The sequence below is a fragment of the Klebsiella sp. RCJ4 genome (genome assembly GCF_009025755.1).
Classification (GTDB): Bacteria; Pseudomonadota; Gammaproteobacteria; order Enterobacterales; family Enterobacteriaceae; genus Klebsiella; species Klebsiella michiganensis.
The window spans coordinates 74,667-92,764 of the sequence record NZ_WCIN01000021.1 but is presented as its reverse complement, the minus strand read 5'-3'; the positions used below and the strand labels follow the sequence as shown (position 1 = coordinate 92,764).

The 18,098-nt window shown below is 50.8% G+C and carries 19 protein-coding genes and 3 pseudogenes; 11 read left to right on the top strand and 11 right to left on the bottom strand.

Annotated elements, in window-relative coordinates; all coding sequences use genetic code 11:
* The first annotated feature begins 223 nt into the window (after positions 1–223).
* The 4 genes and pseudogenes from F8562_RS06325 to F8562_RS06310 all read left to right on the top strand — a co-directional run bounded on the left by F8562_RS06325 (position 224) and on the right by F8562_RS06310 (position 2,877).
* Positions 224–412 (top strand): cold-shock protein, encoded by a 189-nt coding sequence (locus F8562_RS06325; RefSeq protein ID WP_071532263.1) that lies wholly within the window; start codon positions 224–226, stop codon positions 410–412.
* Positions 413–781: 369 nt separating this feature from the next.
* Positions 782–1,410: pseudogene (locus F8562_RS06320) on the top strand (helix-turn-helix domain-containing protein).
* 125 nt (positions 1,411–1,535) lie between these two features.
* Complete coding sequence (locus F8562_RS06315) at positions 1,536–2,117, top strand: outer membrane beta-barrel protein (protein ID WP_042934341.1); 582 nt, start codon at positions 1,536–1,538, stop codon at positions 2,115–2,117.
* Between the two features lie 196 nt (positions 2,118–2,313).
* Positions 2,314–2,877 (top strand): YagU family protein, encoded by a 564-nt coding sequence (locus F8562_RS06310; protein ID WP_004850292.1) that lies wholly within the window; start codon positions 2,314–2,316, stop codon positions 2,875–2,877.
* Between the two features lie 54 nt (positions 2,878–2,931).
* On the opposite strand, the gene F8562_RS06305 is transcribed toward F8562_RS06310, so the two are convergent.
* From F8562_RS06305 to F8562_RS06295, 3 genes are all read right to left on the bottom strand, one after another.
* The gene (locus F8562_RS06305; protein ID WP_014838306.1) at positions 2,932–3,246 is read right to left on the bottom strand and encodes a PTS sugar transporter subunit IIB; all 315 of its coding nucleotides are present in this window, start codon (positions 3,244–3,246) and stop codon (positions 2,932–2,934) included.
* 177 nt (positions 3,247–3,423) lie between these two features.
* Positions 3,424–3,615 carry a hypothetical protein gene (locus F8562_RS06300; RefSeq protein WP_004850297.1) on the bottom strand — a complete coding sequence of 64 codons (192 nt, stop codon included), beginning with the start codon at positions 3,613–3,615 and terminating at the stop codon, positions 3,424–3,426.
* 156 nt (positions 3,616–3,771) lie between these two features.
* On the bottom strand, positions 3,772–3,966 hold the full coding sequence (locus F8562_RS06295; RefSeq protein ID WP_014229113.1) for a hypothetical protein: 195 nt from the start codon (positions 3,964–3,966) through the stop codon (positions 3,772–3,774).
* 287 nt (positions 3,967–4,253) lie between these two features.
* On the opposite strand from F8562_RS06295, the gene umuD reads away from it, so the two are divergent.
* A complete protein-coding gene (umuD, locus tag F8562_RS06290) occupies positions 4,254–4,676 on the top strand; it encodes a translesion error-prone DNA polymerase V autoproteolytic subunit (protein WP_004850301.1) in 423 nt (140 codons plus the stop codon).
* Positions 4,676–5,941 (top strand): translesion error-prone DNA polymerase V subunit UmuC, encoded by a 1,266-nt coding sequence (umuC, locus tag F8562_RS06285; RefSeq protein ID WP_014229114.1) that lies wholly within the window; start codon positions 4,676–4,678, stop codon positions 5,939–5,941. The genes umuD and umuC overlap by 1 nt, the downstream gene beginning before the upstream one ends.
* Before the next feature lie 72 nt (positions 5,942–6,013).
* On the opposite strand, the gene F8562_RS06280 is transcribed toward umuC, so the two are convergent.
* Both F8562_RS06280 and F8562_RS06275 read right to left on the bottom strand, forming a co-directional pair.
* Complete coding sequence (locus F8562_RS06280) at positions 6,014–7,105, bottom strand: oxidoreductase (RefSeq protein ID WP_177331765.1); 1,092 nt, start codon at positions 7,103–7,105, stop codon at positions 6,014–6,016.
* Positions 7,098–7,841 carry a DeoR/GlpR family DNA-binding transcription regulator gene (locus F8562_RS06275; RefSeq protein WP_014838308.1) on the bottom strand — a complete coding sequence of 248 codons (744 nt, stop codon included), beginning with the start codon at positions 7,839–7,841 and terminating at the stop codon, positions 7,098–7,100. Before F8562_RS06275 ends, F8562_RS06280 begins: the two co-directional genes overlap by 8 nt.
* Positions 7,842–8,458: 617 nt before the next feature.
* Here F8562_RS06275 and F8562_RS06270 point away from each other — a divergent pair.
* The 4 genes and pseudogenes from F8562_RS06270 (at position 8,459) to dbpA (ending at position 12,263) form a co-directional block, all read left to right on the top strand.
* Positions 8,459–9,079 carry a helix-turn-helix transcriptional regulator gene (locus tag F8562_RS06270; RefSeq protein ID WP_042934083.1) on the top strand — a complete coding sequence of 207 codons (621 nt, stop codon included), beginning with the start codon at positions 8,459–8,461 and terminating at the stop codon, positions 9,077–9,079.
* A gap of 343 nt (positions 9,080–9,422) precedes the next feature.
* Positions 9,423–10,406 (top strand): zinc transporter ZntB, encoded by a 984-nt coding sequence (zntB, locus tag F8562_RS06265; protein WP_004850311.1) that lies wholly within the window; start codon positions 9,423–9,425, stop codon positions 10,404–10,406.
* Positions 10,407–10,684: 278 nt separating this feature from the next.
* Positions 10,685–10,849: pseudogene (locus F8562_RS29680) on the top strand (hypothetical protein); the annotation flags it as partial.
* A 40-nt stretch (positions 10,850–10,889) separates the two neighbouring features.
* Positions 10,890–12,263 (top strand): ATP-dependent RNA helicase DbpA, encoded by a 1,374-nt coding sequence (gene dbpA, locus F8562_RS06260; protein WP_014229118.1) that lies wholly within the window; start codon positions 10,890–10,892, stop codon positions 12,261–12,263.
* A 44-nt stretch (positions 12,264–12,307) separates the two neighbouring features.
* Here dbpA and ttcA read toward each other — a convergent pair whose 3' ends face one another.
* Positions 12,308–13,243 carry a tRNA 2-thiocytidine(32) synthetase TtcA gene (gene ttcA / locus F8562_RS06255; RefSeq protein WP_014838310.1) on the bottom strand — a complete coding sequence of 312 codons (936 nt, stop codon included), beginning with the start codon at positions 13,241–13,243 and terminating at the stop codon, positions 12,308–12,310.
* A gap of 48 nt (positions 13,244–13,291) precedes the next feature.
* A pseudogene (locus F8562_RS29750) lies at positions 13,292–13,512 on the bottom strand (site-specific integrase); the annotation flags it as partial.
* Positions 13,513–14,054: 542 nt separating this feature from the next.
* On the opposite strand from F8562_RS29750, the gene F8562_RS06245 reads away from it, so the two are divergent.
* On the top strand, positions 14,055–14,993 hold the full coding sequence (locus tag F8562_RS06245; protein WP_042934342.1) for an omptin family outer membrane protease: 939 nt from the start codon (positions 14,055–14,057) through the stop codon (positions 14,991–14,993).
* 378 nt (positions 14,994–15,371) lie between these two features.
* Here the strand turns inward: F8562_RS06245 and F8562_RS06240 are convergent, their stop codons facing one another.
* From F8562_RS06240 to ompC, 4 genes are all read right to left on the bottom strand, one after another.
* On the bottom strand, positions 15,372–15,662 hold the full coding sequence (locus F8562_RS06240) for a Bor family protein (RefSeq protein WP_014229121.1): 291 nt from the start codon (positions 15,660–15,662) through the stop codon (positions 15,372–15,374).
* A gap of 188 nt (positions 15,663–15,850) precedes the next feature.
* Entirely contained in the window at positions 15,851–16,285 is a 435-nt protein-coding gene (uspF, locus tag F8562_RS06235; RefSeq protein WP_004850323.1) for a universal stress protein UspF, read from the bottom strand.
* 82 nt (positions 16,286–16,367) lie between these two features.
* Positions 16,368–16,580: a KTSC domain-containing protein gene (locus F8562_RS06230; protein WP_004850325.1), complete on the bottom strand. Its 213-nt coding sequence runs from the start codon at positions 16,578–16,580 to the stop codon at positions 16,368–16,370.
* 153 nt (positions 16,581–16,733) lie between these two features.
* Positions 16,734–17,840 (bottom strand): porin OmpC, encoded by a 1,107-nt coding sequence (gene ompC / locus F8562_RS06225; protein ID WP_009652979.1) that lies wholly within the window; start codon positions 17,838–17,840, stop codon positions 16,734–16,736.
* Between the last annotated feature and the right edge of the window lie 258 nt (positions 17,841–18,098).

Genomic DNA, 18,098 nt, shown 5'->3' with positions numbered 1-18,098 from the left:
GAAATTAACAACATTAAAAAATCGCTGGTGCAGTAATAGAGTTCAGTCTGAAGTGCGCTTCAGATGTTTCTATAAGAAGTAATGACAATGATGTCATTGTTATTCTCAACCATTCAGAGCAGCGTTTTTACGCTGTGACAGAAAAGCCGGGAAGGCGTTTTCTGTGAAATATGGCTAAATGTCCCTGCGGTAGAGAATGTTGTAGCAAAAAGAGGCTAACATCATGATTGACCACATTCATTTCAGATGCCCATGCTGTCATGGGTCACAGTACAGAACATCCACCTACGATGTTTCTGAAAAAAATCCGTTTGGCGCGAAATGCATTTTTTGTAAATCCGCAATGATTACATTTGATAACATCGCACCGCATATTTCCAGAAACTCGGCATCGCTGGCGTTACGGAAGTAAGAAAAGGCCCCGAAAAGGGCCTTTGATATCTGCAAATACCCTAAATAATTCGAGTTGCTTAAAGGCGGCCAGGACGTGAGCTTCAAGAAGCATAGATAACACCTTATCCAGGCGGCCCGTAAGGGCGAGACTCATGGATGAACCGAGTAACAAAGCCAACACATAAGCCGCTTGAAGTATGACGGGTATAGTAAGCATTATTACCATTTTGATCGGGCTGCCTGCGGGCAGCTTTTTAGTTTGTTTAAATTTAAATCACGCCGTACTTTTCTTCTCTTTGCCGATGTGCGTCAATGCGCAGCTACGCAATTCTTACGGAAATCTTGTTGCGTTCTATAATTCTTAAACCAGAACTAATCAGGTATTTCTATGCATATCCTACCGCCCGTCCGTCCGGAAGAGAGTATCCAGCGCTTAACGGCGCTCCTGACGCCAATTGCTGAAAAAATGGTCGTTGTGCCGCGGAAACGCATGACCTGGACGCATAAAAATCAACCGCAGTTGTTCCTTTTCCTTGACGGCGAGCTCTCCATACTCCGGGCCTCGGACGGTCTGTTGATTGTCACGGTTTACCACCCACACCTGTTTGGTATTGCCGAGATGATCCAGCCGGTACGCGGCCATCAGCTGCGTGCGGAAACCGAATCGACAATACTGCGCGTTGATGCGCAAAAAGCGATGGAAGCCTTTCGCCAGCACGGCGTTTGGGAAGACGTCGCCTCACTGTTGTCGTACCACACGGCTTATCTTTTCTATCGCGACGCGCTCGTCGTACAGCAGCGAACCTATGCCGTTATCCGCAATCATTTGCAGGAAATGGGCCAGCTACCCGAAGAGACCCGGATGCGGGTCTCTATCCTGGATTATATCCAGGAACGTACGCACTTATCACGCAGCAGTGTATTAAACGTGTTGTCGGCGTTAAAAAGTGGTAATTATATTGCTTTTAAACGGGGAGGGTATTTGACGGGGTGAATAAATTACCCGAGCGTTTTTAGCGCTGGCAGTTTGTCCAAAATTAAATAATAAAACGATTATCAGCGCGACGCTAATATTCTATTGTAGGCCCACTTAACTTTTGACGATGACATTTATTCGACAACGGGTCGACAATGGGATGATTATGAAGAAGACGCTTATTACGTTAATTATTGCTCATACTTTTACGGCGACTGCCGCTTTTGCTGCTGCGGAGACTGGAACCTGGTACGCGGGGTCTAAATTTGGCTGGTCGCACTACGGCGACTCCAGCACCGATCGGCAAGTCGATGTTGACCGCGATAACGTCGGCGGCGGTGTGTTTACCGGCTATCAGATTAACCCCTGGCTGGCGGTTGAAGGTGGATATGACTATTTAGGGAATATGGGCATCAATGGTCGCCATGGCGCAGCCGGTTCGCAAATGAAAAGTCAGGGGCTACAGCTTTCGTTGAAGGCCAGCTACAGCCTGACCAGCGACTGGGATCTGTACGGCCGGGCCGGCCTGATGGGCTACCGTGCGGAATCCAATGTGAATGGAAAAAATCGATTTGATACGGGCGTGCGTCCGGTGCTGGCTTTCGGTACCGAATATGCCTTTAATGACAGATGGTCGGGGCGCCTGGAGTACCAGTGGGTCAACAATGTGGGTAACGAAAACCAAATTGGCGTGAGCAGCGATGTGAGCTCCGTGATGGCCGGCATTAGCTACCGCTTTGGGCAATAAACGCATCGTACGGGAAGAGTCTCCTTTGAATAAAAGGGGCTCTTTATCTGCTAATGGTATACCTATGGTCATAATTACAGTATAGAACTGGTAGCCACAGGACCCGATAAAGTGTGATCGTGATCAACATTGATAATCGCCAATGCCTTTAAATATGATACAGGGAAAATAAATGTAATATATTAATGGTGATTTTATGGCAATTAAGGATTTTTTTAAACAGACCACACCTGGACGCCGTCGTTATGGCGTAGCGTTATTTGTCGGGGTAGTGGCAGGGATTATGTCGGCATTTGTTAAATGGGGCGCTGAAGTTCCTTTACCGCCGCGTACTTTCTCCGGTGGCAGAGATGAATTTAACCCACCTTATCTTTTCTTACGCGACTATCTGGGCATTGACCCGACGCATACGGTTTATACTTTTTCCGAACACATCATCAATCCGGTGATGGTTACGCATATTATATTCTCATTGGTATTTGCCGTTGGCTATTGTGTCGTCGCGGAGGTCTTTCCGAAAGTTAAATTATGGCAGGGGGCATGGGCCGGGATTGTCGCAACTATCGCCGTACACTGGATTTCCTTTCCGTTACTGGGCCTGACCCCCTCTTTATTGAATATTCCTGCCGATGAATATATTTCGGAACTGGTGGGGCATATTTTTTGGTTCTGGGCCATTGAGATGATTCGTCGCGATCTTCGCAACCGCATCACCCACGAACCGGACGCTGAAGTGCCTCTTGATGCGCCGTTCAGATAATTAATCCCCACAGAGCCCGCGATCTCGCGGGTTGTGTGGGGCGGGACGTAGAGATCAGGACAGAGATGAAGGCATTGTATTCAGCGCGAAGTTGAGGATCTTCTCGCCATCATATGAGGCATAGGGCAAGCTTTCAATCACGGCAATTTCTTGTGGTAAATGCAGTGCGCTAATAAATTGTTCAACCTTATACTGGATATGCGGCGCAACCAGTACGCCATCATAGGCAGGCGCGACGCTAAAGAAATTTTCAACCCCAACGGCGCTGATTAATAAATCTAATTGCCGATCGTCAGCAATTTTTTGCATTTTGCGGGCAATAATCCCTGCCGTTTCGCCAAACAGACAGCATATTAATAGTTTTTTCACGATTTAACCCTCGGTGAGATAGCGAAGCTACACTATTCCTCCTTTACTCACGAAAATGCGCGATGTATCAATATTTGAGGTTAATTTCTGCGGATATTTTTATTATGACGGAGAGCATCACAGATGCGAAAAACGTATGCCTCTGTGATGCTGTGAATGGCAGGGATGACTCTCAGGCTACCTTTTTTTACGTGAAATCAGGAAGCGATCGCCGGCTCGCGTGAGCTTCGTTCCATTTGTACAGTACTCGATAGCAAAATTAAAAAACTCATCAGAGTCGAGCTCGAAATCCAGTTCGAGTTTAATGGCGTCGCCGGACTGCAGAAGCTGCTTTGCCTGTTCCAGATTGCTGGCTTTTACTGTTCCCATCTCTTCACCTCGTTTTAGCGCTGGTGGCGTCCGGGGGCTATCCTACAGGCTTTGTTTTACGATCGCGTGACACGGCTTATTATTTGCGCTTTCTGCCGTTCGCCAGCCGTTGCCATCGCTATGGATAAGCCGATAGCGATGGCCCGGGGTTCAATCTCAGTCGACGTTATTGAAGTAGTCCCGCGCCGCCGCCTCAACGTTCTTTGCCTCAATGCCCGTTTTCTCGGTGATGGAGGCAATAAACGGCTTGAACTTCTCCGTCATCACATGACCTCCGTCCCAATGAGCGACATAAAAACGGCACTGATAACGATAAAAGTGGAGAGTTTTGTCTCCTAACGTGTAATACATATGAATCTCCGGTTCAGTATGTCGGGTGGACAACAACAAGCGATGAGCAAAGCACGCATCAACGGATTCTATCCTCCTCCCAATTCGCGGAAATTTCCAGCATGCCGTACAAAACCATCTGGAATACGTAGGGGGGAGGCATTCTCCAGCCCCGTGCTATGCAACGCCTTACGCAAAATTCAGCGCAACTTCAACGGCTTCACGCCAATCTCCGACAGGCGACTTGAAAAACGTAGATGAACTATCGATACTGTATAAAAACACAGTATTATAACGGTGAGTCTATTATGTTGTTCTATAAACCGGTTGAGTTGCGTCAGATCGTGTCGATTCCGCTGTTTAGCGACCTTGTCCCATGCGGTTTTCCCAGCCCTGCGCAGGATTATATTGAGAAGGGAATCGATCTCAATGAGCTTTGTATCAGCCATCCCGCGGCAACCTATTTTGTCATGGCGACAGGCACCTCAATGGTGGATGCCGGTATTTATGAAGGTACGCTGCTGGTGGTGGATCGCGGCCTGAAAGCGAAGCATGGGGATATCATCATTGCCTCAGTCGACGGTGAATACACGGTTAAGCGTCTTTGTACGCACCCCATCATGCAGCTCTTGCCGATGAACCCGGATTTTCCGCCAATTGTGCTGCGCAACGACGGTGAAGCGCTGGAGATTTTTGGCGTTGTCACTTTCAGCATCAACAGGCTCCGCTGATGTTTGCCCTGGTCGATGTGAATTCATTTTACGCCAGCTGTGAAATAGCCTTTCGCCCTGACTTACGCGGGCGTCCGGTGGTGGTGTTAAGCAATAACGATGGCTGCGTCATCGCCAGAAACCATGAGGCGAAACTGCTGGAAATTCCAATGGGCGCGCCGTATTTCAAAGTGAAATCACAGTTTGAACGTCATCAGGTAGCGGTGTTTAGCAGCAACTATGCCCTTTATGGCGATATGTCCCATCGCGTCATGACGATTCTCGAAGAACTGGCGCCCGCGGTGTATCAATATTCCATTGATGAAGCGTTCGTAAATTTGACCGGGATCCATCGTTCTGAGGAGCTTGAGGCGTTTGGTCGCCACGTGCGTAGTACATTACTCCAGAGTACCGGCTTGACGGTAGGGGTGGGGATCGGGCCGACGAAAACCCTGGCCAAGCTGGCGAATTATGCGGCCAAAAGGTGGCCAAAATTCGAGGGCGTTGTCGATCTCTCATTGCCGGCCAGGCAGAGAAAACTGCTGGAGAAGGTTGCCGTCGGTGAAATCTGGGGAGTGGGGCGACGGATTGCGAAAAAGCTCAATGACATGGGGATTACGACGGCTCTTCAGCTGGCCGAGACGCCCGCTTCGCTGATCAGAAAACATTTCAGCGTTGTAATGGAGCGCACCGTGCGGGAGCTGAGAGGCGAGTCGTGCCTTGAACTGGAAGAGTATATGCCGACTAAACAGCAAATTATCTGCTCGCGTTCCTTTAGTCAGAAGGTGATTGAATACGGGGCGATGCGCGAAGCCGTCTGCAGCCATGCGGTCCGCGCCGCCGAGAAGCTGCGCGCGGAGCACCAGTACTGCCGCTATGTTTCGGTCTTTGTGAAGACCAGTCCGTTCGCCGGTCATGAAGTCTATTACAGCAAAGACGCCGGCACGAAAATCCACATCCCGACGCAGGATAGCCGGGATATCGTCGCTGCGGCGCTAAAATGCCTGGATACTATCTGGCGGGAGGGATGCCGATATCAAAAGTGCGGCGTGATGCTGGGCGATTTCTTTAGCCAGGGGGTGGCGCAGTTAGGCCTGTTTGACGACTATCAGCCGCGAGCGAATAGCGAACAGCTGATGACGGTGCTTGATTTAGTTAACCGACGTGAAAAAGGCCAGCTCTGGTTTGCCGGGCAGGGAATCGAGCGCAGCTGGGAGATGAAACGGCATATGCTGTCGCCAGCCTACACCACCCGATTCAGCGATTTGCTGCGGGTGAAACTGTAGGCTGGTATGAAAGGGAGTGGTTATCCGGAGCGGCGCTCCGGACGACAAACCGTCAAACATATCGCGCAGCGCTTATTGCAGGCCCGCCAGTTCATCGGCGGTCAGCGCTAAAGTTTGCGTTGTTCCGCTTTCGGCAGACTGCGCTGCGGCTTCCAGTACCGCCATGACGGCGAGCGCTTCTAAGGGCGATACCGGGTTGCTGATTTTGCCCGTCAGCGCATCGCGGACGTGAATATAGTACTGCCGCTGATCGCCTCGTGGCGCGCTGATTTCACTGGCGCGCAGGTTGGCATCAAACACCACCAGGCTATCGTCGTCTTCGCCCCAGCTTTCGCTGCCCGGGACCACGCCCGCCAGCAGCTGGCTCTCCTGCTGGTCAGTGCGTTGTTTGACGACGCTACCTTTATCACCATGGACGGTAAAGCGGGATACGCCGCCCGCGACCAGCATGCTGCAGTGCAGAACCACTTTGTGCTGCGGATAGTTCAGCACCACGTGCGCCCAGTCGTTGATTTCCGCGCCTTCACGCAGGGTGGCGATATTCCCCTGCACCGACTGCGGCAGGCCGAACAGCTGCAGCGTCTGGTCGATCAGATGTGGACCTAAATCAAACCACAGGCCGCTGCCCGGTACGTTCTGCTCCCGCCAGCGGACGCGCACTTCTGGGCGGAATCGGTCGAAATGGGATTCAAAATGTTTAACTTTGCCGATGAGCCCCTGTTCGATAACCTGCTTCACGCCCAGATAATCGCTGTCCCAGCGGCGGTTATGGAATACCGACAGTACCCGCTGTTTCTCTTCCGCGAGGGCAATCAGTTCGCGAGCCTCCTGCATATCGAGGGTAAAGGGTTTGTCGACGACGACGTGCTTGCCGGCGTGTAAAGCCAGACGGGCAAGCGGAGCATGGGTTGCGTTAGGAGAGGCGATAACCACCAGATCGACATCCGGATGCTGGATGGCCTCTTCAGGCGATGCGATGACGGTGACTTCTGGCAGGTCACGTTTCACTTTCTCTTCATCACGCGAGGCGACAATCGCCAGATTCAGGCCGTCGACGGACTGGATCAGCGGGGCGTGAAAAGTTTTGCCGACGAAGCCGTAGCCAATCAGGGCAATATTAATGTTCTTACCGGTAGTCATAAGCATCTCCGCGTTATTAAGCATCAGCGATATGGAGCTGTATTGAGTCGTTATCCTTCAGTTCGTCCCAGGGGCGATCGAGGAAGAGCTGATGGATGTCGGCGAGTCCGGCAACCTGCCAGGGCTCGCAGTGATTCAGTTTCATATGATCGGCAACCAGCCAATGTTCCGCGCTGGCCGCCAGCATGGCGCGCTTGACTTCAGCATCCGCCTCCTGACTGGCGCTGAGGCCGAGGTCGGCGTGGAGCGCGCAGGTGCCGAGAACAGCGATATCCGCCCGATAGCGTTCCAGCAGCGAAACCGTAGCGCTACCGGCAAACAGGCGCTGCTGCATATCCCATTTCCCCCCCAGCAAAATAAGCTGAATATCCGCACGGGTGCTGAAGTGCTGGGCAATATCTAAAGAGGGGGTAATGACCGTCATTGGGCCCTGTATCTGGGTGGCGACGGCCAGCACGGTGCTCCCGGCGTCAAGAAACAGCGTGGATCCGCCGGGGATCTTCTCCGCCACCATTTTACCTAAGCGCTTCTTGGTATCCGGTAGCAGGGTGTTCCTGTTCTGCCGATTCATGGCGGAGAGATTGAGCGCGATAGCGCCGCCGTGGTTTTTCTGGGCGAGCCCCTGTTTTTCGAGGTCGCTAAGATCCCGGCGCAGCGTATCTGCAGAAACCTGCAGTCTGTCTACCAGCTCACTGATCGTGATCTGGCCTTTTTCACTGAGAATATCAATAAGATATTTTTGCCTGGCCGTTTTATGCATCGTTTGAATCCGCAAAATGCTGCAATAACTTGCATAATACAGCATTTTGCGGAAAAAGAAATCCGCACAACGCGCGGCTGCGGGGATGAGTTAATGAAGACTTTTATACGGGATGGCTTGATCAAGGGCTGAAGTCACCGTTTGAATCCACGAGGCGTGGAGGCGATAAGTCGGGATTGCAGAAAAAGACAAGCGATGAATAGTCTAAAATGATACCGAGAAATAACTTGAGTTAATGAGTGTGTTTATATCAAAATTCACTATCAGCAGCGATAGCGCTGGTTTTTGCTAGCGCTTCGTCGTGAGCTGGACTTGCTGGCGACGGTCCGGTTGGCAGAAATATAATTCATATGGATGGCATGACGTTTTCTCACTATTTCCGTTTGGGTTGAATGCTGAAAATATTAATCCCGGATGGGGCACCTCGAAGTTAATTGGTGAGGGGAATGCCCGTCACGCCAGATAGCTATTTTACTTAAAGTTCGTTGAGTGCCCGTTCTCAGGTCAAAAAATAATGTTTATGTATATCGTGTTTTTTAAAACGACGATAGCTGTACTGTGCGTATCGTTAGCTATCTGGATAATACTTGATTTACTTTCGTCAGCAGGCTAAATCGATGTTGAATATTGTTATTAAAAATAATAATCAGTTCTTTAATTTGGGATTTCATTTTTTATTGCAGGCGCTCTTCCCGGAATACGCATTCTCTACACAGGTCACCGCATCGCTTAACGAACGGCTCGTGCGTGATGCAGATGTCGTCGTACTGGATTTATGCCGCGGGGAAGAGTTCGTATGTCATCCAGAGTTGTTAAACCGTAAACCGGGATTGCTGATCGGCGTGGTTGCCAGGCTAAATCATCGAGGGAAAGGCGTTTTGCCGCTCTGCTTGAAGGAGATAGTTTTTGTTGGGCGCGATGAGAAGCTCTCTCAGGTTATTGCGAAAATTAAACTTTCATGGGTTCTGACGCCTCCGTCAGCAAAAGAAAAGCTGGCGCTTCGGTGCGATAGTTGCCCGCAGAGGACGCTTTCCCCGCAGCAGAGAATCATCGCGGCGGCAATTTATCAGGGGTTAACGGTGAACACGATTGCCAGTAAGCTATCGCTTTGCAATAAAACGGTTTTTGCCCACAAGCGTCTCATTATGTCTAAATTTGATCTACGCAATGATTTAGACCTCGTACTATTGCTGCGTCATCTGGATAACGCACGCTGGGTTGCGAAAGATAATTCTTAAAACTTGCAAACCGGCAAGATCGCTCTATTCTTATTTTGCTTACTAAAATGGAGGAAAAAGCAATGTGTACTAATTTGCATGACAACGCTCGTCAATACGCAGAAGAGAAAAAATGAACGGCTCCTGCTAGCCTGCCTTCCCGTCAGCCCAGCGTCTGGCGGCAGGTGATAATGCAGGTTAGACACCGTATTGCAAAGTTCATCAGCAACCCGCCGCCGGCGGGTTCTTTTTTTCAGCCCTCCCGCTTTTCGCCAGTGAATTCAGCAGCATGCCCTGATTAGCTCTTGCGTAACCGTCGCGTAAGGCTAGACTACGGAAATGTGCATGAGTTAACGGAGGTCCAGTGGACGCCATTAAGGGATCGGAACTGAACGTGCCGGATGCCGTTTTTGCATGGGTGTTCGACGGGCAGGGCGGCGTAAAGCCGTTGGTCGATAGTGACACCATTGATAAAGAGCATCCTTGTTGGCTGCATCTCAACTATACCCATGTGGATAGCGCGGAATGGCTGGCATCGACGCCGCTGCTGCCCAATAACGTGCGTGACGCGTTGGCCGGGGAGAGCACTCGTCCGCGAGTGACGAGGATTGGCGATGGGGCGTTAATCACGCTGCGCTGCATCAATGGCAGTACCGATGAGCGCCCGGACCAGCTGGTCGCGATGCGTCTTTATATGGATGAGCGCTTGATTGTCTCCACCCGGCAGCGCAAAGTCCTGGCGCTGGACGATGTGCTCGGCGATTTGCGCGAGGGCAACGGTCCGGTTGACGGCGGCGGCTGGCTGGTGGAGGTCTGCGATGCGCTGACCGATCACGCCAGCGAGTTTATCGAGCAGCTTCACGACCGGATTATCGATCTGGAAGATGATTTATTGGATCAGCAGGTTCCGCCGCGCGGTTTCCTGGCGCTGTTGCGTAAACAGCTTATCGTCATGCGCCGCTATATGGCGCCGCAGCGCGATGTGTATGCCAGATTAGCCAGCGAGCGTCTGCCGTGGATGACGGACGATCACCGGCGCCGGATGCAGGACATTGCCGAACGTCTGGGGCGAGGTCTGGATGAGATTGATAGCTGCATCGCCCGCACGGCGATTATGAGCGATGAGATCGCGCAGATTATGCAGGAGTCGCTATCGCGAAGAACCTATACGATGTCGTTGATGGCCATGGTTTTTCTGCCCAGTACCTTTTTAACCGGTCTCTTTGGCGTCAACCTCGGCGGCATTCCCGGCAACAGCTGGCATATGGGTTTTGCCATTTTCTGCCTAATGTTAGTCGTTCTCATTGGGGGTGTTACATGGTGGTTGCATCGTAGTAAATGGCTGTAAAGAATCGTCTTTTGTCGCGATGATGATGGTGAAAACCCGGCAATGTTTGAGCGAAATCAATAAACCATCTACCCATTCAGGGCAATATCTCTCTCGCAGGTGAATGCAACGTCAAGCGATGGGCGTTGCGCTCCATATTGTCTTACTTCCTTTTTTGAATTACTGCATAGCACAATTGATTCGTACGACGCCGACTTTAATGAGTCGGCTTTTTTTTTGCGCTCTGTTTCTCAGCTTCTACGCTTAACGGGTGTACCCGCCCACAACCGGGAGTCAATATGCGTAATGAACAGCTGAACTCAATTCCCATTCCGCCGGAACCTAACGATCCGGTACCGGTCCACGATCCCAAACCTCGCCCGCGCCCGTTACCCGACCCGCCGCCTGACGATGAGCCGATTAAATTGTCGCATCGGGAGCGGAGATCTGCGACGATACGCGCCAGCAGATTGTCCGCCCCTAAATGTAATGCGAGAAATAATTGTGACCGCTTTTTCAACTCTGAATGTTTTGCCCGCCGCCCAGCTAACTAACCTGAATGAACTGGGGTATCTCTCGATGACCCCGGTTCAGGCCGCGGCTTTGCCGGCGATTCTTGCGGGTAAAGATGTCCGCGTGCAGGCAAAAACCGGCAGCGGTAAAACGGCGGCATTCGGCCTCGGGCTACTTCAGCACGTTGACGCCTCGCTGTTCCAGACGCAGTCGCTGGTGCTGTGTCCGACCCGCGAGCTGGCGGATCAGGTCGCCGGCGAGCTGCGTCGGCTGGCGCGCTTCATGGCGAATATCAAAATTTTAACCCTCTGCGGCGGCCAGCCCTTTGGCGCCCAGCGCGATTCGCTACAGCATGCGCCGCATATTATCGTCGCCACGCCGGGGCGGTTGCTCGATCACCTGCAAAAGGGCACTGTATCGTTAGATGCCCTACAAACGCTGGTGATGGACGAAGCGGACCGCATGCTGGATATGGGCTTTAGCGATGCCATTGATGAAGTGATCCGCTTTGCGCCGGCTTCGCGCCAGACGCTGCTGTTTTCCGCCACCTGGCCGGAAGCGATAGCGGCAATCAGCGGCCGCGTACAAAACAACCCGCAGACTATTGAAATTGACGCCGTTGATGCACTGCCGGCTATCGAGCAGCAGTTTTTTGAAACCTCGCAACACGGCAAAATCGCGCTGCTGCAAAAGCTGTTGAGCCAGCATCAGCCCGCCTCCTGCGTGGTGTTCTGCAACACCAAAAAGGATTGTCAGGCCGTCTGCGACTCGCTAAACGCCGCCGGGCAAAGCGCGCTATCGCTGCATGGCGACCTTGAACAGCGCGATCGCGACCAGACGCTGGTGCGCTTTGCTAACGGGAGCGCGCGCGTGCTGGTGGCGACCGATGTTGCTGCGCGCGGGTTAGATATCAAGTCGCTTGAGCTGGTGGTGAACTATGAACTGGCCTGGGATCCGGAGGTTCACGTACACCGTATTGGCCGTACCGCCCGCGCCGGTGAAAGCGGCCTGGCGATTAGCCTCTGCGCGCCGGAAGAGGCGCAGCGCGCAAATATCCTTGCCGAAATGCTGCAAATGAAGCTCAACTGGATGAGTGGGCCGACGAATAGCAGCGTTGTGCCACTGCAGGCAGAGATGGCCACGCTATGCATTGATGGCGGCAAAAAAGCGAAGATGCGCGCGGGCGATGTGCTGGGGGCGTTGACCGGTGATATCGGTCTTGAGGGTGCAGATATCGGTAAGATCGCCGTTCATCCGGCGCATGTCTACGTTGCCGTGCGTCAGGGCGTCGCGCATAAAGCGTTTAAGCAGCTACAAAACGGGAAAATTAAAGGTAAAGCCTGCCGGGTTCGTTTGCTGAAATAAGCGCGGAAAAGGCGTCTCAGGCGCGTACCTGAGACGCAAAGACGTTATTTTACTTCCACAACATTCAGGCGCAGCTCATCCAGCTGCGCGTCATCTTCTTCCGGCTGCCAGCCGGCCGGCTGCATCGGAATCTCTTCACGATCGAACGCCAGATCGCCGCCGTCAACGACCGCAGAGCCGTGCTGAATGCTTTTAAAGTCGAACAGGTTGACGTCGCTGAGATGGGAAGGCACCACGTTCTGCATCGCGCTAAACATCGTTTCGATGCGCCCTGGATAGCGTTTGTCCCAGTCACGAAGCATGTCGGCAATGACCTGGCGCTGGAGGTTGGGCTGCGAGCCGCACAGGTTGCACGGGATAATCGGAAAACCTTTCGCCTGGGAGAAACGCTCAATATCTTTTTCCCGGCAGTAGGCCAGCGGGCGAATCACGATATGTTTACCGTCATCGCTCATCAGCTTCGGCGGCATCCCTTTCATCTTCCCGCCGTAGAACATATTCAGAAACAGAGTCTGCAGGATGTCGTCGCGGTGGTGGCCGAGGGCGATTTTGGTTGCGCCCAGCTCAGAGGCGGTGCGGTAAAGAATGCCGCGGCGCAGACGTGAGCAGAGCGAGCAGGTGGTTTTACCTTCCGGGATTTTTTCTTTAACAATGCCGTAGGTATTTTCTTCAACAATCTTGTATTCAACGCCCAGCTGCTCAAGATATTCCGGCAGGATATGCTCGGGGAAGCCCGGCTGTTTTTGATCGAGGTTGACCGCCACCAGGGAGAAGGAAATTGGCGCGCTTTTCTGCAAGTTGCGCAAAATCTCCAGCATGGTGTAGCTGTCTTTACCGCCGGAGAGGCAAACCATGATGCGGTCGCCTTCTTCAATCATATTAAAATCAGCGATCGCCTCGCCGACGTTACGGCGCAGGCGCTTCTGCAATTTGTCGATATTGTATTTTTCTTTCTTTGTAACTTGCTGATTATCAAGCATTATAAACGTTCTCTGAAACGAAAAGGCATGTAAGGGGCAAAGTTAACATCACGGTGCAAGCCTGGCGTCAGGCATTGATAGCCGATCGCCGTTCATTTCATCCATCCCTGTACTGTCGACTTTGAACACCATTTATTGCGTTTTCATGCCCCATCTGGTTAACAATGGTTAGCACCGGCTTACAGCAGCCAGCAGGCAAAAGTATGTCGCGTATGGTACGGATTCCGACGACGAATGCCAGCGCGTTTTACGGCGGCTTTCCATCTGCTAACGATAGTGCGGCGAAGTTTTGGCCTCAATCCCCCTTCCGGGCAGAAAAAAACGTCGTTTATAGGCACGCCAGCGTCACATACCCGGTGATGGACGGTATCTGGTAAAAGGGTGCGAGAATTTATTGTTCGCGATAATCAAAAAGAGTTGGCAAGGTACCTCGGTTTTTTTAAAGCAGGGGCCTTGTTCCTGCTTTTGCCATAATCCGCCAGGATCGCGATATAATTATTTGCATCCTGATAATTACACAGCGAAGGTATTTGGCGCAGGTGAATAACAGCGGTAAAGTTTGAGTAAAAATAACCTGCTACAGACTGATTCCCTACAACGCCAGAGCAGTTGGGTTTTTTCCTGATAATAATCTGAATATGTGCCTACTCAATGGGGTTTTTCCTTGCAAAACGAAGCGCTTATCCAGTCCACATTCGAATTTCTCGGATTATGAATAAGGCAATTACAAAAATTGACAGTTGCCTGATATTTTTATGAGATTTAAACTTTCACTGCAACTTATGGATTAACTTTGATTATGGGAATAAAAATGAAAAAAAGTACCGTTGCAGTAATGATGATAGCGACTTTTTCAGGATCAGCTTATGCCGAGTCAATGCAGCTAAGTCCAAACTTTTCTGCGGAAAGTTTTACTGTATCGACGTCTGCAGGGATGCTGAGTGGGAAATCACAGGAGAGAGTTTATGACGCGGATACGGGGCGAAAGGTCAGTCAACTTGACTGGAAAATAAAGAATGTCGCCATTGTGAAAGGTGATATCTCATGGGATGCCTACTCCTTTTTGACGCTGACCGCCCGAGGCTGGACGTCGTTGGCTTCAGGCTCAGGACATATGGATGACTATGACTGGATGAACGATAACCAGTCCGGTTGGACAGATCATTCATCTCATCCCAGCACCAATGTCAATTATGCCAATGAATACGATCTCAGCGTGCAGGGCTGGCTTTTCCAGGACGACAATTATAAAGCGGGCGTAATTGCGGGTTATCAGGAAACGCGTTTCAGTTGGACGGCTACCGGAGGTTCTTACAATTATGATAACGGTGCGACGACTGGCAATTTTCCGACCGGTGAGCGTGGGATAGGATACAGCCAGAGATTCTCCATGCCCTATATCGGTCTCGCGGGTCAATATCGTATCAATGACTTTGAGTTTAATGCCTTGTTTAAATTCAGTGATTGGGTCAGAGCTCATGATAACGACGAACACTATATGCGTGAACTGACCTTTCGCGAGAAATCAACTAATTCGCGTTATTATGGTACATCGGTTGATGCCGGGTATTACGTCACGCCTCATGCCAAAGTTTTTGCTGAATTCACCTATAGCAAATATGAAGAGGGCAAGGGAGGCACTCAGATTATTGACACCTATAGCGGTGAATCAGCTTCAATTGGAGGAGATGCTGCCGGCATTGCGAATAAAAACTATACCATCACAGCCGGTCTTCAATATCGATTCTAAATCATTACCGCCCGTGGATATAGCCAGCAAAATTCGCTAATCCCGGAGCGCGCTTAATCAGTATGGAGTGTCTCCCGCTCTGGGGGCACGCCATTATCCACGGACAGGATGGATTGTGGCAAGCGCAAAGGGATCGCCCAGGAATTGCTAAAAACCGGAGGTAAATGCAAGGCGCTTATCCTCGTGTGCCGGCATTTCATTTATCTCTTCGTATGCTCTACCTGTGGCGCAAAATCCGCCACGAACAAAGATACGATTCACGAATGCATCAGGTAACCTTCAGGTAGGGGCGCGAAAAGATGAGTTTGTCCGGGCGAAGAGAAGGCGATTGAACCGAAAGGGAAAAGGGCAGGCAATGATGATGCCTGCCGCCGGCAATTATTTAGCGCAATAGACGCGCGCTTCACGCGGAGTATAAATACCCAGGGTGACAAAACCCAGCAGGCCGTTGACAAAAGTCTGCTGCACTTCAGTACGGACTACTTTGTCGGCGCCGCCGCAGACTTTGGCAGCATCAATTTGCTTCGACTGGCCAATGCCGCTGACAAAGAAGTGGTGAGTGGTGACCTGCTGAGGTTGAACGGTGACGCCAGGATTTACCGAGAAGCTCTGCTGGGCGCAACCAGAAATAGCGGCTGCGGCGAAAACTACCATAATTAACTTTTTCATTTCATCCCTATAATTGTTGTAAAACATACCCATGTTCGGGCAAAGGTTTTATACAGCAAAATGAAAAAGACACAACGTACTAATTTTAATAGTACCAGGTAAATGATTCCCCTATCTGCGATGCTGCGGGTACGGCCCAGTGCTCAGATTGCGGAAAAAAAGCCCGCACAGCGGCGGGCAGAGTAGGTTTACCGCACGACCAGCACCGAACATTCCGCATGGCGGACAACGGCGGCGGCGTTAGAGCCCAGCAGATAGGTGGTGATATCGGGACGGTGCGAAGAAATGATCACCAGATCCGCGGGGAGAGACTTCGCCATAGCAAGGATTTTATCTTTTGGCGAACCCTCGGAAACGTGTAAATGGATACGGTCTTCCGGAATAGTAAACTTTTTCACAATCTCTTTCAGCCGCGATTCCGATTCGGCTTTGAGGTCATCCATCGCCGGCAGCTCTGCGGTGTAAGCCATTCCCAGCGAAGCGTAATAGGGAAGGGAGGGAATGACGGTCAGGAAATGCACCTCGGCATCATCGATTCTGGCTTCAGCTTCAACATGCTTGATAACGCGATCGGTTAATTCTGTATCGGAAATATCGATGGGCACAAGAATCATTCTGTTCATAAAACCTCCTGTTTAAGTAACCACTTAAAGTGTAGGCCATCCAGTTGATTATTGTACATTGAGCGCAATCACACTTTCGCCATCAGGCACGGCGGCGTTCAGTAAATTTACCTTTGATCACGCCGTCGTAAAAACGGCCTTTAGAAACCACCTGGAGAAAGTCGCGGAAAATGCGCGGCGGGACGCCGAGATACTGTAGGGTTTTGTTATCGCGAAAACGAATTTCAAGAATACCGGAGGACTCATCGTAGGCGATGGAATGGATACGGGATGATTTCACGGGATGATGGTGCATGGCGGGCGTCCTCTACGGCTACGGCGGTTCCTGGTAGCAATATAACATTCATCGGTCGATTATTTTAAAGCAATTGATATATTGTTTTGCTTTGAATGAAGTCGATGGCCGGGAGGGGAAGAGAAAGCCCGCCGTTGCCAGCGGGCCCGCAGATTAGAACTGGTAAACCAGGCCTAAAGCAACCACGTCATCGGTAGAGATGCCGTTGTTGGAATAGAAGCTATCGTCTTCGTCCAGCAGGTTGATTTTGTAATCAACGTAGGTGGACATATTACGGTTGAAGTAATAAGTCGCACCAATGTCAGCATATTTAACCAGATCTTTGTCACCATCGGTTTTGCTCAAATCTTTACCTTTAGACATCAGGAAAGAGACCGCCGGACGCAGACCAAAGTCGAACTGATACTGCGCAGTTACTTCAAAGTTCTGGGTTTTATTGGCGACGCCGTTGCCGTTACCGTATGGCGTCATGTTGCGGGTTTCGGAATACATGGTTGCCAGGTAAATATTGTTGGCATCGTATTTCAGGCCGGTAGTCCAGGCTTCCGCTTTATCGCCCTGTGCGGTAGTTCGGGTCATCTGATCGTTGGTACGGTCAGAAGAGGTGTAGGCAGCGGCAGCGCTGATACCCATACCGAAATCATAAGAAGTTGACAGACCAAAACCGTCGCCGTTGGCGTTACGTACGCTGCGATCGCCGTTGTTGGTGCCTTCGCCGCTGCCGGCGTTTTCATTTTTACCCTGATACTGCAGGGCGAAGTTCAGGCCGTTAACCAGACCGAAGAAGTCATTGTTACGGTAGGTCGCTACGCCGTTAGCGCGGCCGGTCATAAAGTTATCGGCCTGGGTGTAGGAGTCGCCGCCGAACTCTGGCAGCATATCGGTCCAGCCTTCTACGTCGTACAGTACGCCGTAGTTACGGCCATAGTCGAATGAACCGTAGTTAGCGAATTTCAGACCCGCAAACGCCAGACGGGTCCAGGACTGGTTGTCGGCGCCTTCGGTGTTGTTCGCCTGAACGTTATATTCCCACTGACCGTAGCCGGTCAGCTGATCGTTAATCTGAGTTTCGCCTTTGAAGCCAAGACGGACGTAGGATTGATCGCCATCTTTAGAGGAATCATCGGAGAAATAATGCAGACCATCTACCTTGCCATAGAGGTCCAGTTTATTTCCGTCTTTATTATAAATCTCAGCAGAGTGAGCAGCGCCAGCAGCTAACAATGCCGGGATAACGAGGGCCAGTACTTTTCTTTTCATTTAGACAATCCTTTAACGGTTTTTGTTTTAGCTTCCTCCTGGGAAGTGAACTCATGCTAAATGAGCAAATTAAGATATGGTAAATATCAATTGTTACGATATGAGTAAAATCTAAAATAAATAATTCAACTGAAATGGTGATAATTATAATGAATGATTTTGTGAAATACATACAAAATAAAAATTATACACGGTGATTTTAATATCGTATTATCCGCCCGTTATATGCCTTTTATTGTCATCTAAGAATTTATGTTG

Coding starts and splice junctions, on each gene's coding strand:
- F8562_RS06295 (WP_014229113.1), bottom strand. CDS start 3,966: ATGTATTACACGTTAGGAGACAAAACTCTCCACTTTTATCGTTATCAG.
- F8562_RS06280 (WP_177331765.1), bottom strand. CDS start 7,105: ATGCTTAATAACGCGGAGATGCTTATGACTACCGGTAAGAACATTAAT.
- uspF (WP_004850323.1), bottom strand. CDS start 16,285: ATGAACAGAATGATTCTTGTGCCCATCGATATTTCCGATACAGAATTA.
- F8562_RS06310 (WP_004850292.1), top strand. CDS start 2,314: ATGGCAATTAAGGATTTTTTTAAACAGACCACACCTGGACGCCGTCGT.
- F8562_RS06275 (WP_014838308.1), bottom strand. CDS start 7,841: ATGCATAAAACGGCCAGGCAAAAATATCTTATTGATATTCTCAGTGAA.
- F8562_RS06270 (WP_042934083.1), top strand. CDS start 8,459: ATGTTGAATATTGTTATTAAAAATAATAATCAGTTCTTTAATTTGGGA.
- F8562_RS06325 (WP_071532263.1), top strand. CDS start 224: ATGATTGACCACATTCATTTCAGATGCCCATGCTGTCATGGGTCACAG.
- umuD (WP_004850301.1), top strand. CDS start 4,254: ATGTTGTTCTATAAACCGGTTGAGTTGCGTCAGATCGTGTCGATTCCG.
- ompC (WP_009652979.1), bottom strand. CDS start 17,840: ATGAAAAGAAAAGTACTGGCCCTCGTTATCCCGGCATTGTTAGCTGCT.
- F8562_RS06245 (WP_042934342.1), top strand. CDS start 14,055: ATGAAAAAAAGTACCGTTGCAGTAATGATGATAGCGACTTTTTCAGGA.
- F8562_RS06230 (WP_004850325.1), bottom strand. CDS start 16,580: ATGCACCATCATCCCGTGAAATCATCCCGTATCCATTCCATCGCCTAC.
- ttcA (WP_014838310.1), bottom strand. CDS start 13,243: ATGCTTGATAATCAGCAAGTTACAAAGAAAGAAAAATACAATATCGAC.
- umuC (WP_014229114.1), top strand. CDS start 4,676: ATGTTTGCCCTGGTCGATGTGAATTCATTTTACGCCAGCTGTGAAATA.
- F8562_RS06300 (WP_004850297.1), bottom strand. CDS start 3,615: ATGGGAACAGTAAAAGCCAGCAATCTGGAACAGGCAAAGCAGCTTCTG.
- F8562_RS06315 (WP_042934341.1), top strand. CDS start 1,536: ATGAAGAAGACGCTTATTACGTTAATTATTGCTCATACTTTTACGGCG.
- F8562_RS06240 (WP_014229121.1), bottom strand. CDS start 15,662: ATGAAAAAGTTAATTATGGTAGTTTTCGCCGCAGCCGCTATTTCTGGT.